Source organism: Streptomyces sp. CNX435, from assembly GCF_059570575.1.
The window spans coordinates 747,562-761,189 of sequence record NZ_JCANTA010000001.1 but is presented as its reverse complement, the minus strand read 5'-3'; the positions used below and the strand labels follow the sequence as shown (position 1 = coordinate 761,189).

Annotated in this window: 12 protein-coding genes; 9 read left to right on the top strand and 3 right to left on the bottom strand. The window is 70.9% G+C overall.

Annotated elements, in window-relative coordinates:
- The first annotated feature begins 21 nt into the window (after positions 1-21).
- From T328_RS03235 to T328_RS03200, 8 genes are all read left to right on the top strand, one after another.
- Positions 22-1,824, top strand: coding sequence for an ABC transporter ATP-binding protein (locus T328_RS03235; protein ID WP_496494263.1), 1,803 nt, complete (start codon positions 22-24; stop codon positions 1,822-1,824).
- 322 nt (positions 1,825-2,146) lie between these two features.
- A complete protein-coding gene (locus T328_RS03230; RefSeq protein ID WP_496494262.1) occupies positions 2,147-4,093 on the top strand; it encodes a glycoside hydrolase family 127 protein in 1,947 nt (648 codons plus the stop codon).
- Between the two features lie 71 nt (positions 4,094-4,164).
- A complete protein-coding gene (locus T328_RS03225) occupies positions 4,165-5,835 on the top strand; it encodes an ABC transporter substrate-binding protein (protein WP_496494261.1) in 1,671 nt (556 codons plus the stop codon).
- A 7-nt stretch (positions 5,836-5,842) separates the two neighbouring features.
- Positions 5,843-6,796 (top strand): ABC transporter permease, encoded by a 954-nt coding sequence (locus tag T328_RS03220; RefSeq protein WP_496494260.1) that lies wholly within the window; start codon positions 5,843-5,845, stop codon positions 6,794-6,796.
- Positions 6,796-7,785, top strand: a complete 990-nt coding sequence (locus T328_RS03215) for an ABC transporter permease (protein ID WP_496494259.1) — start codon at positions 6,796-6,798, stop codon at positions 7,783-7,785. The genes T328_RS03220 and T328_RS03215 overlap by 1 nt, the downstream gene beginning before the upstream one ends.
- Positions 7,782-8,651: an ABC transporter ATP-binding protein gene (locus T328_RS03210; RefSeq protein WP_496494258.1), complete on the top strand. Its 870-nt coding sequence runs from the start codon at positions 7,782-7,784 to the stop codon at positions 8,649-8,651. Before T328_RS03215 ends, T328_RS03210 begins: the two co-directional genes overlap by 4 nt.
- On the top strand, positions 8,648-9,469 hold the full coding sequence (locus tag T328_RS03205) for an ATP-binding cassette domain-containing protein (protein WP_496494257.1): 822 nt from the start codon (positions 8,648-8,650) through the stop codon (positions 9,467-9,469). The genes T328_RS03210 and T328_RS03205 overlap by 4 nt, the downstream gene beginning before the upstream one ends.
- A complete protein-coding gene (locus tag T328_RS03200; RefSeq protein ID WP_496494256.1) occupies positions 9,466-10,758 on the top strand; it encodes an alpha/beta fold hydrolase in 1,293 nt (430 codons plus the stop codon). Before T328_RS03205 ends, T328_RS03200 begins: the two co-directional genes overlap by 4 nt.
- 94 nt (positions 10,759-10,852) lie before the next feature.
- Here the strand turns inward: T328_RS03200 and T328_RS03195 are convergent, their stop codons facing one another.
- Positions 10,853-11,386: an NADPH-dependent FMN reductase gene (locus tag T328_RS03195; RefSeq protein ID WP_496494255.1), complete on the bottom strand. Its 534-nt coding sequence runs from the start codon at positions 11,384-11,386 to the stop codon at positions 10,853-10,855.
- A gap of 126 nt (positions 11,387-11,512) precedes the next feature.
- Between T328_RS03195 and T328_RS03190 the strand changes: the two genes are divergently transcribed.
- A complete protein-coding gene (locus tag T328_RS03190) occupies positions 11,513-12,427 on the top strand; it encodes a LysR family transcriptional regulator (RefSeq protein WP_496494254.1) in 915 nt (304 codons plus the stop codon).
- Between the two features lie 27 nt (positions 12,428-12,454).
- Here the strand turns inward: T328_RS03190 and T328_RS03185 are convergent, their stop codons facing one another.
- On the bottom strand, positions 12,455-12,844 hold the full coding sequence (locus T328_RS03185; protein WP_496494315.1) for a hypothetical protein: 390 nt from the start codon (positions 12,842-12,844) through the stop codon (positions 12,455-12,457).
- Positions 12,726-13,511 (bottom strand): hypothetical protein, encoded by a 786-nt coding sequence (locus tag T328_RS03180; protein WP_496494253.1) that lies wholly within the window; start codon positions 13,509-13,511, stop codon positions 12,726-12,728. Before T328_RS03180 ends, T328_RS03185 begins: the two co-directional genes overlap by 119 nt.
- Positions 13,512-13,628: the final 117 nt, after the last annotated feature.

Below are 13,628 nucleotides of genomic sequence, written 5' to 3'. Positions count from 1 at the left end.
AGAAAACGGAAGAAAGAAGCCATGGCGCCCCAGCCACCGACGAACACCCCGTCGACGCACACTCCCGCAGCGCCCCCGCGGCGGGCGCTGCGCCGCCTGCTGCCCGCCCTGCGCCCGCACCGGGCCATGGCGGCGCGCACCGCCGCCGCCTGCCTCGTCGACCAGGCGTGCCTCGTCGTCCTCGGCACCTGGCTCGCGTACGCCACCGGGCGCGCCGTCATCGACGGCGCCGCCCCGGACGGCACCACCGTCGGCGCCCTCATCGGGCTCGTGCTGCTGCGTGCGCTCGCCACCTGGCGACAGATGGACCTCTCCCACGACCTCGCCTACCGGGTCCTGGCCCGGCTGCGCGTACGCGTCTACGACGGGCTGGCCCGCAGCGCCCCCGCCCGGATCGCCGGGCGACGCAGCGGAGATCTGGCCGCCACCGCCATGAACGACATCGAGGCGCTGGAGTTCTTCTACGCCCACACCATCGCCCAACTCCTCGCCTCCGCCGTGGTCTTCGCCGCGGGGGCGGTCGCACTCGGCCTCCTCGACCCCTGGCTGCTGATCGCCGCCCTCGCCGCCGCGGCGGCGCTCCTGGCGCACTCGCTCCTCGGGACCGCCGGACGCGCGGCGCGCGGGGAGGTCACCAGGGCCGCGACCGCGCGGCTGTCCGCCGACACCGTGGACACCGTGGACGGTCTCCGTGAACTCCTCGCCCACGGCGCCCTCGACCGGCGCCGCGACCAGCTCACCGCGGGCGGGCGCCGGCTCACCGACGCCCAGCGCGCCGAGGCCGGGCACGAGGGCGCCTTCGCCGCCGTCCAGGACGTGCTGATCGTCCTCGCCCTCGTCGGCGTCGTCGCGGCCGGGGCCGCCACCACCGGCGACGGCCGGCTGCACGGCGCGTGGGCTCCCGCGGCCCTGGCCCTCGCCCTGTCCGTGCTCTCCCCCGTGGCCGCCGCCGCCGACGCGCTGCGTCAGGCCGGCACCCTGCGCGCCGCGGCGGCACGCGTCCACGCCGCCACCACCGCCCCCGCCGGCGCCCCACCGCCGGCGCACCCCCGACCGCTGCCGCCCGGCCCGCTCGGCGTACGGCTGCGGGACGTCCACGTCGACTACGGCGCCGAACCCGTCCTGCGCGGCGTGGACCTGACCGTGCCGGCCGGTTGCACGCTCGCCCTGGTGGGCGCCTCCGGCGCGGGCAAGACCAGCACGGCGCACCTGCTGGCCCGCTTCTGGGACCCGCGCTCCGGCACCGTCGAACTCCTGCCCGCCGACGGCGGCGCCCCCGTCGACGTACGCCACCTGCCGGACCAGCAGCTGCGCGGCGCCCTCGCCCTGGTCGGCCAGGACGCGGCGCTCTTCCACGGCACGCTGCGCGACAACCTCCTCCTCGCCGCACCCGGCGCCGGCGAGGACCAACTGGCACACGTCCTGCGCCAAAGCGGCGTCGACCGCATCGCCGCAACCCTGCCCGACGGCCTCGACAGCCTCGTCGGCGAACGCGGCGCCACACTCTCCGGCGGCCAACGCGCCCGCGTCGCACTCGCCCGCGCCCTGCTGACCAACCCCAGGATCCTCGTCCTCGACGAGGCCACCGCCCACGTCGACACCGCGGGCGACGCCGAACTCGCCTCCGCACTGGCCGCCGCCACCGGCCGCACCACCATCGTCATCGCACACCGCCCCGCCACCATCCGCCGAGCCGACCGCATCGCCGTCCTGGAGCACGGCCACCTCGCCGAACAGGGCACATGGAACGAACTCACCCAGCGGGAAGGGGCACTCACCCGGATACTCGGAGCCCCAACCGGGCCCGACGGCGACACCACATGACCGGAACACCTCGGCCCACGGGCAACAGCCCCGAGACTCCGGCAGCACGGCCCGTGGTTATGCGCCAGAACGAGGCCGCAAGGGTCGATGGTGCGGACTTGCCGATGCCTGTTCACCCGAACGAGTGGCTTCCGATTCCATCACGGCGCTGTACGCGCGACGTTCGCCGGGCGAGGGCCGGAGCCGAGTAGAACTCTCACCGCCCCCCGGCGGGAAGAACCGCCCACGTAAATTCCATGGGTCCTCCCTTGCCGTTTGCTCAGGTAAGCCTTTACGGTCAGCCCATCAACTCAGTACTATGTTACATGTCACAGGGGATTCGATGACGTCACAGCAGGCCGGCGACGCCCACGCGGCCGCCCCGGCAGCAGCCGTGCGAACGACGTCCGGCGCCGTCGTCCCACTCGCCGCGGTGTGCATCACCGGCGGACTGCTCCGGCAATGGCAGGATCGCAACCGGCAGTCGACCGCCCCGCACACCGTCGGGGAACTGCGTGCCGCCGGCAACGTCGACAACCTCCGCCGGCTGCTCACCGACGATCCCCCGGCCTATCGCGGGCGTTATCCGTTCCACGACAGCGACCTGTACAAGACGCTCGAAGGTCTGGCGTACGAGATCGGCGCGGGCGAAGCGCAGGACGGCGTACGGGAGTTCTTCGACGAGGTGGTCGGCCTCGTCGAACGGGTGCAGGCCGGGGACGGATACCTGAACTCGTTCTTCCAGGACCCGGCGGCGGTCATGAAGCCCTGGGAGGACATGGCCTGGGGACACGAGCTGTACACCCTCGGCCACCTGATCCAGGCGGCCGTCGCCGCGAACCGGCGGATGGGCGACGGCCGGCTCCTTGAGGTGGCCGTGAAGTTCGCCGACCTGGCCGTGCACCGCTTCGGCGAGGGGCGCGAAGAAGCCACCTGCGGCCACCCCGAGGTGGAGATGGCCCTGGTCGAGCTGTACCGGGAGACCGGCAACCGCGACTACCTCACCCAAGCACGCCTGTTCGTGGACCGGCGCGGGCACGGCCGCCTGAAGCACCGCATCTTCCCGCCCGAGTACTTCCAGGACCACCTGCCGATCCGCGAGCTGCCCTCGGTCACCGGGCACGCCGTCCGCATGACGTACCTGGCCGCCGGAGCGGCCGACGTCCACCTGGAGACCGGCGACCGGCCCCTGTTCGAGGCGCTCGACCGGCTCTGGGACGACATGGTCGCCACCAAGCTCTACTTCACCGGCGGTCTCGGCAGCCGGCACTCGGACGAGGCCGTCGGCGACCGGTACGAGCTGCCGTCCGAGCGTGCGTACAGCGAGACCTGCGCCGCCATCGCCACCATGCAGTGGGCCTGGCGGATGTTCGTGGCCACTGGCGGGGCGAAGTATCTCGACGTGTTCGAGCGCGTGCTCTTCAACGCCTACGCCGTGGGTCTGTCCGCCGACGGGACGGGCTTCTTCTACGACAACCCGCTCCAGCGCCGCCCTGACCACGAGCAGCGCAGCGGGGCCGAGAACGGCGGCGCGCCGCTTCGCCGGCCGTGGTTCTCCTGCCCGTGCTGTCCACCGAACATCGTCCGGTGGATGGCCCAGCTCGGCGACTACGTGGCCGCCGAACGCGCGGACGCCCTGTACCTCGCTCTGTATGCCGAGAGCCGGATCGAGACCGCCACCACGGCGGTGCGCGTCGAGACCGCCTACCCCTGGGACGGGGACGTGCGGCTCACCGTCGAGCGTGCCCCTGACCGCCCGTACGCGATCAAGTTCCGGATCCCCGCCTGGGCGCACGACGTCGCGCTCGACGGCGAGCCCGTCGCGGCCGCGGACGGCTGGCTGTCCGTCGAACGGACCTGGGCAGCGGGCGACACGGTGCTGCTCCGCCTGCCGATGCCGGTACGCGGGCACCTGTCGCACCCCCACCTGGACGCCACCCGCGGCGCGGTCGCCGTCGCCCGCGGTCCGCTGGTCTACTGCGTCGAGCAGCAGGACTCCCCCGCCCCGGTGGACGACCTGGTCCTGTCGGCCGAACGCATCGCCGCCGCGGACACCTCTGCTCCGGCGGACGGACCACCCGGCGCCGTCGCCCTCCGGCTGCGGGCGGCCGTCGAGCCGGCCGAGTCGCCGGAACTCTACCCGGAGTTGTCCGCTCCACCCCCCGGCACCGACAGCTCCGTCACCGACAGGGCTGTCGGTGACGAGGCCGTCCCCGTGACGCTCGTGCCCTATTTCCTGTGGGGCAACCGCAGACCCGAGGCCATGCGCGTGTGGCTCCGGGCCCAGTAACCGTATGCATGCATTCATCGACTTCATCGAGTTCGTCGAGTTCATCGATTCGCATCAACCCAGGAGCGCCCATGAGGAGATCAACGGCTGCCACCGGCATTACGCTGCTTTGCTCGCTGCTCGTCGCGTCCTGTAGTGGGGCGGACAGCTCGTCCACCGGAGCCGGTTCCTCGAGGACGCCCGCCACGGGCGGCACGGTCCACTTCCTGGCCACCGCGGACTTCTCCCACCTGGACCCCGGGCTCGGCTTCGACGGCGGCGTCAACAACTTCTACCGGCTCATCTACCGCGGTCTGACCACGTTCGGCGCCGGCCCCGGCGCCGAGGGCACGAAGGTCGTCCCGGACCTGGCGACCGACCTCGGCACGCCGTCCGACGATGCGAAGACCTGGACGTACCACCTCAAGGACGGCCTGGAGTTCGAGGACGGCTCGCCGATCGACAGCGCGGCGGTGAAGTTCGCCGTCGAGCGCGCCTTCGACCCCGAGATGGGCGGGTCGCCGTACCCGAGGGAGCTGATCGAGGCGCCGGCCGACTACCAGGGCCCGTACCGGTCGGGCGGACTCGACTCGATCGAGACGCCCGACGACACGACCGTCGTCTTCCATCTCACGAGGTCCTTCCCCGACTTTCCCAGCGCGCTGACCATGCCCAACTTCTTCCCGGTCCCGGAGGGAAAGGGCGCGAAGCACGAGTTCGACACCAAGCCCATAGCCTCCGGCCCCTACAAGGTGGCGAGTTACCAGCACGGCTCGTCACTCAAGCTGGTCCGCAACCCGAAGTGGAAGAAGTCGACCGACGACATCCGCGCGGCCAAGCCGGACGCCTTCGAGTGGACCTTCGGCCTGGATCCCGCCACCATCGACGAGCGCATGCTCGCCGGACAGGGCGACGACGCCGACGCCATCGCGGGCACCGTCCAGGCGTCGACGCTGTCCCGGGTCCAGACGCCCGAGGTGAAGGGGCGCACGCTGTCCGGATACACGGGCTGCACCACGTACATGGGGACGAACACGACCCGTGGGCCCCTCCAAGACCCGAAGGTGCGCAAGGCCATCGCGTACGCGGTCGACAAGGACACGGTCGTCGCCGCGTTCGGGGGCAAGCAGCTCGCCGCCAAGGGAACCGCGATCCAGCCGCCGACCGTACGCGGCCGCACCAATGACGACCTCTACCCGCACAGCCCGGCCAAGGCGAAGAAGCTGCTCGCCGAGGCGGGTATGTCGGACGGATTCAACCTCACGCTGGACAGCCGCCCGGACCCCAGGTGGACGGCGGTCGCGGTCGCCATCCAGGAGGCCCTCAAGCCGCTGAACATCGAGGTCAAGATCAACAACATCGACACGTCGACGTACTACGAGGTCATCGGCACCACGGCCAAGCAGCACGACCTCGCCGTCACCGGCTGGTGCCCCGACTGGGCGTCCGGCTCGACCTTCCTGCCACCGCTGTTCGACGGCCGCAAGATCACCTCCACCGCGAACACGAACCTGGCGCAGATCGACGACGACGCAATCAACCGGCGCTTCGACGAGATCGCGGGCATGAAGGACGTAAGCGCCGCCAACAAGGCGTACGGCGAGCTGGACAAGCAGATCATGGAACAGGCTCCGGTCGTGCCCCTCCTCTACGAGAAGTTGCTCCTGGTCACCGGCTCCAACATCGCGGGCGCCTATCTGTCCGACTCCTTCAGCGGCGGAATCGACCTGGTCTCGGTCGGCCTCGCGGACGCCGGAGAGTAGGCGGCGCATGACGACTGCCATCGCGAAGGACGGGCAGACCGGTCAGTCAGTGGGTGCACCCGGCGCGCCGCACACGGCGGGCCGCCGGGTCCTGCGCGTCCTGCTGCACGACCGCGGCGCTCTGTTCAGCGCCGGGTTCATCGCCCTGATGGTACTGATGGCGATCGGCGCGCCGCTCATCAGCGCCCTCACGGGCTACGGCCCGACGGAGTTCGACACGGCCGCCGTCGACGCCGACACGGGCGGCCTGCCCAAGGGGGCGTTCGGCGGCATCAGCGCCGATCACCCCTTCGGCGTCGAGCCGCAGAACGGCCGCGACATCCTGGCGCGGATCGCGTACGGCGCGCGTGTGTCGTTCCTCATCGCCGCCGCGGCGACCGTGCTCACCACGCTGCTCGGGGTGGTCTTCGGCATGGTCGCCGGCTTCTACGGCGGCTGGGTCGACCAGGTCAGCTCCCGGGTCATGGACTTCCTGATGGCCTTCCCGGCCCTGATCTTCATGATCGCCATCCTGTCGTCGCAGCCCACGGGCAACAGGTCCCTGCTGCTGATCGCCGTGATCAGCTTGTTCGGCTGGCCCTACCTCGCGCGGGTGGTCCGCGGCCAGACCCTGTCCCTGATGAACCGGGACTTCGTCGAGGCGGCCCGCGCCTCCGGCGCGTCCAGGCGCGCGCTGGTGTTCAAGGAGATCCTGCCCAACCTGCGCAGCTCGCTCATCGTGCTGACCACCCTCGCCGTGCCCGGGTACATCGGCACGGAGGCCGGCCTGTCCTTCCTCGGGGTGGGCGTCAGCCCGCCGACGCCCTCCTGGGGACAGATGATCTCCAGCTCGGTCACCTGGTACGCGGTGCACCCCCTGTACTTCGCGATCCCCGGGCTCTTCCTGTTCCTGACCGTACTGTCCCTCACCGTGCTCGGCGACCGGATCCGTGCCGCCACCGACGCGGGAGAGGCTGCCTGATGGCCCGCTACCTCGCCGGCCGGATCGCCGGGCTCGTGCTGATCCTCTTCCTGGTCTGCCTGTTCACCTACCTCATCTTCTTCACGCTGTCGCCCGACCCCGCGCTGATGGTCTGCGGCAAGACCTGCACGCCGGAACGGGTCACGGAGATCCGCGCGGCCCTCGGCGTCGACGAGCCGTTCCTCACCCAGTTCCGGGACTTCCTGACCGGGCTGTTCACCGGGCGGGACTACGGGACCGGCGCGAACCTCGTGCACTGCCCGGCGCCCTGCCTCGGCTACTCGTTCCAGACCAACCAATCGGTGTGGGAGATGGTCCTGGAGCGGCTCCCGGTCACCGCCACACTCGCGATCGGCGCGGCCGTGCTCTGGCTGCTCGTCGGCATCACCGCGGGACTGGTCAGCGCGGTCAAGGAGGGCACCTGGTGGGACAGGGCCGCGATGAACCTGACCCTGGGGGGCGCCAGCATCCCCAACTTCGTGCTCGCGCTCGCCCTGCAGTACGTCCTGGTCGTCAAGCTGAAGGTGCTGCCGTTTCCGACGAGCGTGGCCTTCACGGACGACCCCTGGCTGTGGTTCCAGTCCTATCTCATGCCGTGGATCGTTCTGGCCACCGGCGCGGCATGCCTGTACGCCCGGCTGACGCGGGCGAACGTCATCGACACGCTGGCCGAGAACTTCATGCGGACCGCCCGGTCCAAGGGCCTGCCCCCGGTCCTGACGATGCGGCGGCACGCACTGCGCCCCGCGCTCACCCCCGTCGTCACGATCTTCGGCATGGACTTCGCCAACGTGCTGGGCGGCGCGCTCATCACCGAGACCGTCTTCGGTCTCAACGGCGTCGGCAAGATGGCCGCCGACTCGATCGCCAAGAACGACCAGCCGGTGATCATGGCGGTCACGCTGCTCGCGGCCTTCTTCGTCGTCACGGGCAACGTCGTGGTCGACCTCCTCTACACCGCCCTCGACCCGCGAGTGAGGATCCGATGAGCGAGAGCGAGCTGCTGGCGGTGGAGAGCCTCACCGTGACCCTGCCGACCACGCGCGGTCCCGTGGACGTCGTCAAAGACGTCTCCTTCAGCGTCGGCAGGGACGAAACCGTCGGCATCGTCGGCGAATCCGGCTCGGGCAAGTCGATGACCAGCCTGGCCATCATGGGCCTGCTGCCGCGCGGGGCCGTGACGCGGGGCAGCATACGGCTGGAGGGCGTCGAGCTGCTCGGCCGCACGGACCGGGAGATGCGCCCGATCCGGGGCAAGCAGGTGTCCATGGTCTTCCAGGACCCGCTGTCCTCGCTGAATCCCTACTACACGGTCGGTCTGCAGATCGAGGAGATGTACCGGGCACACCTCGGCGGTTCGCGGAAGGAGGCCAGGAAGATCGCCGTCGAGGCGCTGGAACGGGTCGGCATCCCGGATCCGCCGCGGCGGGTGGGCCACTACCCGCACCAGTTCTCCGGCGGACAGCGGCAGCGCATCATGATCGCGATGGCGCTGGTCTGTTCGCCCGCGCTGCTGCTCGCGGACGAGCCGACCACGGCCCTGGACGTGACCGTCCAGGCCCAGATCCTGAAGCTGCTCGCCGGCCTGCAGCTGGGGACCCGCACCGGGATGGTCTTCATCACCCACGACCTGGCCGTGATCAGCTCGGTCGCGACGCGGGTACTGGTGATGTGCGAGGGCGAGCAGGTCGAGTACGGCACCGCCGAGGAGATCTTCTCGGCACCCGGGCACGCGTACACGCGCCGGCTGCTGGACAGCATCCCGCGGATCACCGACCCCCTTCCCGACATCCCTTCCGACGCCTCTCCCGGCGCCCCTCCCGACAGCAAGGCCACCGACGAGGTGATCGCGTGAGTGAGGCACTGCTGCGCGCCCGCGACCTGACCAAGCGGTTCACCACCCGTGGTCCCTACGGTCGCAAGAGCCAGCTCACCGCCGTGGACGGCGTCAGTTTCGACGTGCACCCGGGCGGGACCCTCGCCCTGGTCGGCGAGTCCGGCAGCGGCAAGTCCACCAGCGCGCGGATGGCCGCCAAGCTGATGGAGCCGAGTTCCGGCACCCTGGAGTTCGAGGGCGAGGACATCACCCACGCGACGGGTGCGCAGCTCGCCCGCTACCGCGGCAACGTGCAGGTCGTCTTCCAGGATCCGTTCTCCTCGCTCAACCCCCGGCACACCGTCGAGCGCATCCTGATGGCGCCGCTCGACTACCAGGGCATCGCGCCCAAAGGAGGCCGGCGGGGCTACACCGGGGAGCTGATGGAGCGGGTCGGCCTCGACCCCGGCCACGCCCTGCGCTATCCCGCGCAGTTCTCCGGCGGCCAGGCCCAGCGGATCGGCATCGCCCGTGCGCTCGCCGTCAACCCGAAGCTGGTGATCTGCGACGAGGCCGTCTCCGCGCTGGACGTGTCCGTCCAGGCCCAGATCATCGACCTGCTCATACGCCTGCAGCGCGAGAGCGGGTTCAGTTACCTCTTCATCGCCCACGACCTGGCCGTGGTCCGGCGCATCGCGCAGCAGGTAGCGGTCATGAGCGAGGGGAGGATCGTCGAACAAGGACCATGCGGGCGCGTCTTCGACGACCCGCGCGACCCGTACACGCGCACGCTGCTGGCCGCGGTCCCCCGGATCAACCCGGAGTGGGACCGCCGACGGAGGGCGGCCACCGCATGACCGCCGCCGTCACCTACACGATTCCCGGCATGCGCGTGCGGGAGCACCTCGTGGACGTACCGCTCGACTGGTCAGAGCCGGCGCGCGGCACGATCCGGCTCTTCGTCCGCGACATCACCGCTCCGCACCGGTCGGAGGAGGACCTGCCCTGCCTCGTCTACCTGCAGGGCGGCCCCGGCGGGAAGGGACCGCGTCCGCTCGACCCGAGCGGGTGGCTCGGCCAGGCGCTGACGTCGTACCGGGTCGTCCTGGTCGACCAGCGCGGCACGGGCCGCAGCACCCGGATCGACGGGCGCCGGATGAGCGCGTTCGCCGGCGCGCGCGAGGGCGCGGACTTCCTCGCCTGCTTCCGGGCCGACTCGATCGTGGCGGACCACGAGCATGTGCGGAAGACCCTGTTCGGCGGCGGGCGCTGGGCCACGCTCGGACAGTCGTACGGCGGCTTCCTCACCCTGACGTATCTGTCCCGCGCGCCCGAAGGGCTGCGCGCCTGCTACGTCGCCGGCGGACTGCCCGGTCTTGAGCCGTCGGCCGCCGAGGTCTACCGGCGTACGTATCCGCGGGTAGCGGCGAAGAACGAGGTGTTCTACCGGCGCTACCCGCAGCACGCCGAACACGTCGCCCGGATCGCCGACCGGCTGTCGGCGGGCGACGTGCGGCTGCCGGACGGCGACCTGCTGACCGTCCGGCGGTTTCAGTCACTCGGCATCGACCTCGGCATGAAGCCGGGCCCCGAGCGCCTGCACTGGCTGCTCGACGAGGCGTGGGCCGGCGAGTACCTGTCGGCGACGTTCCTGCACCAGGTGCTGGCCCGGACCTCGTACAGCGACAACCCGCTGTTCGCCGCGCTGCAGGAGAGCATCTACGGGCACGGCGCCGGGTCCACGGCGTGGGCGGCGCAGGCCGAGCGGGCCCGGCACCCGCGGTTCGCGGAGGACGCCAGACCGCTGCTGTTCACGGGCGAGATGATCTATCCCTGGATGTTCCGGGAGATCGCCGAGCTGCGCCCGTTCCAGGGCGCGGTCGAGCTGCTGGCCGCGCGCGAGGAGTGGCCCCCGCTGTACGACCTCGACCGGCTGGCCGCCAACGAGGTCCCGGTCGCCGCCGCCGTCTACTACGACGACATGTTCGTGGACGCGGGCCTGCAGCTGGACACGGCCTCCCGCGTCGGCAACGTCACGCCCTGGGTCACCAACGAGTACGAACACGACGGCATCGGCGCCGAGCGGGTCTTCGCCCGGCTGACCGAGCTGGTGCGGGACGCAGGGGAAGGCGTCATCGGTGCATGACATCCCCGTCTCTGACGTGGTCGGCTGTCACCCGTAGTGATCGCTCATCCTGCTCGACGGCTGAGGAGCAGGACCGTGCGCCTCCCCCGCGGGATCAGGCGTCGATGGACCGGGCACTCCGTCCCGCGAGGACGCCCTTCCAGAAGGCGTCGAGGTACTCCGCGGTCCGCGGCACGTCGAGGATGCCGTCGCTCCAGGTCATGCAGGTTTCGGGGGCTCCGAGGACGGTCATCTGGAGGTACCCGAGGATGCCGCGCAGGTGATTCTGGGCGACGGCGGTGCCGGAGCCGCTCAGGCCGGTGCCGACGACGGCCGCGTTGCGGCCGGCCCAGGAGTTGTCGCCCCATGGGCGCGAGCCCCAGTCCAGCGCGTTCTTCAACGCGCCCGGAATCGACCTGTTGTACTCGGGTGTGACGAACACGATCGTCTCGCACGCCTCGATCGCAGCCTTGAACCGCACCGCTTCTGCGGGCGGGTTCTGGTCGAGGTCGTAGTTGTACAACGGCAGGCCGGCGATCGAGATCTCGGCGAGTTCGAGCCCGGCGGGTGTCCGCTGGGCGAGCATGTCCGCGAGGCGGCGGTTGATCGAGGCGGTGGACAGGCTCCCCACGATGTACCCAACGGGCATGACGGCTCCTTCTTGGATCGAAAACGGCGGCGGCACGAGGTTCGTCCCCCCTCACCGGCATCCATCGAAGTCGAACGAAGGTGCCATGGGTACTGCCAAACCACCGCCCGTCCATACACTGGGCGTATGAGTCTGGAGTTGCGGCACTACCGGCTGTTCGCGTGCGTGGCCGACCGTGGGAGCTTTACGGCCGCGGCGAAGGAACTGGGGCTCTCCCAGCCGTCGGTCTCCCGGACGGTGGCGGGGATCGAGCGGCGCCTGGGTGTCCCGCTGGTGACGCGGACCACGCGACAGTTCGCGCTCACCGCGGCCGGTGAGGTGTTCGCACGCGAAGCCGCCCAGGTCCTGGAAGCGGCCCAGGCCGCGCGCGAGCGGACGATCCGTGCGGCGCGGGGTCGACCTGTCGTTCTCGGAGTGAAGGCCGACAGCGCCGCGGAATTCACCACGGACCTGCTCGCGACATGTGCGGCGAACCAGCCGACGGTGCGGGTGGAGCTGCGCTTCGCCGGCCCGGCGGACCTGCCTGCGGCGGTGCGCCGGGGCGACTGCGATGCGGCGCTCGTGGCGTGGCCGATCAGCGATACGCGCCTGGTGGGCGAGGCTTTGTGGACCGAACCACGCGTGGCGGTCCTCCCCGCCGAACACCCGATATCCACGGCCGAGTCGGTGCATGTGTCCGACTTTCTCGGTGAGCCCGTCGCACGCTGGTCCGGTGTACCCGAGCCGGTGGATCGCTACTTCCAGGGCCTCGACGCTCTCCCGGCCGCACCGGTCGGCATCGGGCCGGTCGTTTCCGACCTGGCCGAAGTGCTCCGGCTGGTCGAACTCGGGCAGGCCATCACGTTCCTGCCGGTCTCGGTTGCCGAGCGGTTCGCCCGCCCGGGACTCACCGGCCGGGATGTCGACGGTCTCAGCCCGGCCACGGTGCGGCTCGTCCGGACACCACAGGATCCCACAGAGCCGATGACGACGTTCCTCCGTCTGTGCCGACACCTCGCCGAGCAGAGGGAACGTGCGCACCGCAGCCCCGTCTTGGCCTGAGAGGGCCGCCGCCGCGTACCGCCGTCGTCAGGGGCGGGCGCCTCGCGGCGCGGGCCTGGAGGCCCAGCGCTTCACTGTGGCAATCGCGTAGGCGCGGTCGGCCGGGGACAGGTCGTCGAGGCTGACACTGTGGCTGGCGTTCGGGGCCCACAGGGTGCGGGCGTCGTGGCCGCCGGGGTGGAACGGTTCGGCGACGACGGGGTCCTGGGCGCCGTTGAGGAAGAGCAGACGGAGGCCGTGCCGGCGGACCCAGCGGTCGATATCGGGCATGGCTGTGGCGTCGAAGCGCAGGGGGATGTCACGCGGGACGAAACTGCGCGGCCGCATGGCATCCGGGTACCGCAACAGGTCGGCCAGGTGGTGGGTGGGGGCGTCCCAATAGCCGAGTTCGGTACCGAGCTGGAAGAAGTACGGGATGTAGCGCCGGGCCACGGCGTCGGCGTAGACGGGAAGCTGCGCCGTCTCGTTCAGCCCAGGCGTACAGCGCGTTCGTGGACGCATCGGGAGTGGGGATGGTGGCGGGGGTCGTCGTGCCGCCGTTCTGCCAGAACATGAACGGAGCGCGCAGGACGGCGATTTCGAGGGCCTTGTCGGCGCTGCCGATGACGCGGAAGGTGTCGCCGGTGGAGGCTGCCCATGCCTCGTAGCGTGCGACCAGCTCCGCGCGACGCAGCAGGGCTTCGCGCTGTGCCCGCTCCAGGGCGGCGCGGGTCTCGGCTGTGCCGGCGTGGGCGAGGAAGCGCAGGTATGCGGAGTCCTCGCGGTCGTCGACGTTGTTGGGGGCGGAGTAGGCCACGGTGCCGTCCACGTCGTGCGGGTGGAAGCGGCGGTGGTAGACGCTCGCCATGGCGCCCTTGCTGCCGCCGGTGGAGATCCACGCGCCCGGGTACAGCGTGCGAAAGAGACGGACGACGCGATGGTGGTCGTCCGCGGCCTGCCGGATGGTCAGGTGGGCCCATCGTCCCCGGGTCGGCCGTCTCCCCGGCGGCCCTCTCCAGCGGCGTATGCCGGCACCGTGGCCGTCGTGACGGCCAGGCCCGCCGCCCCCGTGGCCGTCGCCAGAAGCAAGCGTCGTCTCGTCCACGTACGCATGATGGTCAACCTCCCGTACGGTGGCCGGCCTCTCCGTTGCCGTCGCCGACCCCACGTCCAGTACAGCCGCCTGGCACTCTGGGATGATCCCCTGCGCGGGGGAGTCGCT

Bases quoted from the DNA above. Each gene is read 5' to 3' on its own strand.
- T328_RS03235 (WP_496494263.1), top strand. From the start codon at position 22: ATGGCGCCCCAGCCACCGACGAACACCCCGTCGACGCACACTCCCGCA.
- T328_RS03230 (WP_496494262.1), top strand. From the start codon at position 2,147: ATGACGTCACAGCAGGCCGGCGACGCCCACGCGGCCGCCCCGGCAGCA.
- T328_RS03225 (WP_496494261.1), top strand. From the start codon at position 4,165: ATGAGGAGATCAACGGCTGCCACCGGCATTACGCTGCTTTGCTCGCTG.
- T328_RS03220 (WP_496494260.1), top strand. From the start codon at position 5,843: ATGACGACTGCCATCGCGAAGGACGGGCAGACCGGTCAGTCAGTGGGT.
- T328_RS03215 (WP_496494259.1), top strand. From the start codon at position 6,796: ATGGCCCGCTACCTCGCCGGCCGGATCGCCGGGCTCGTGCTGATCCTC.
- T328_RS03210 (WP_496494258.1), top strand. From the start codon at position 7,782: ATGAGCGAGAGCGAGCTGCTGGCGGTGGAGAGCCTCACCGTGACCCTG.
- T328_RS03200 (WP_496494256.1), top strand. From the start codon at position 9,466: ATGACCGCCGCCGTCACCTACACGATTCCCGGCATGCGCGTGCGGGAG.
- T328_RS03195 (WP_496494255.1), bottom strand. From the start codon at position 11,386: ATGCCCGTTGGGTACATCGTGGGGAGCCTGTCCACCGCCTCGATCAAC.
- T328_RS03190 (WP_496494254.1), top strand. From the start codon at position 11,513: ATGAGTCTGGAGTTGCGGCACTACCGGCTGTTCGCGTGCGTGGCCGAC.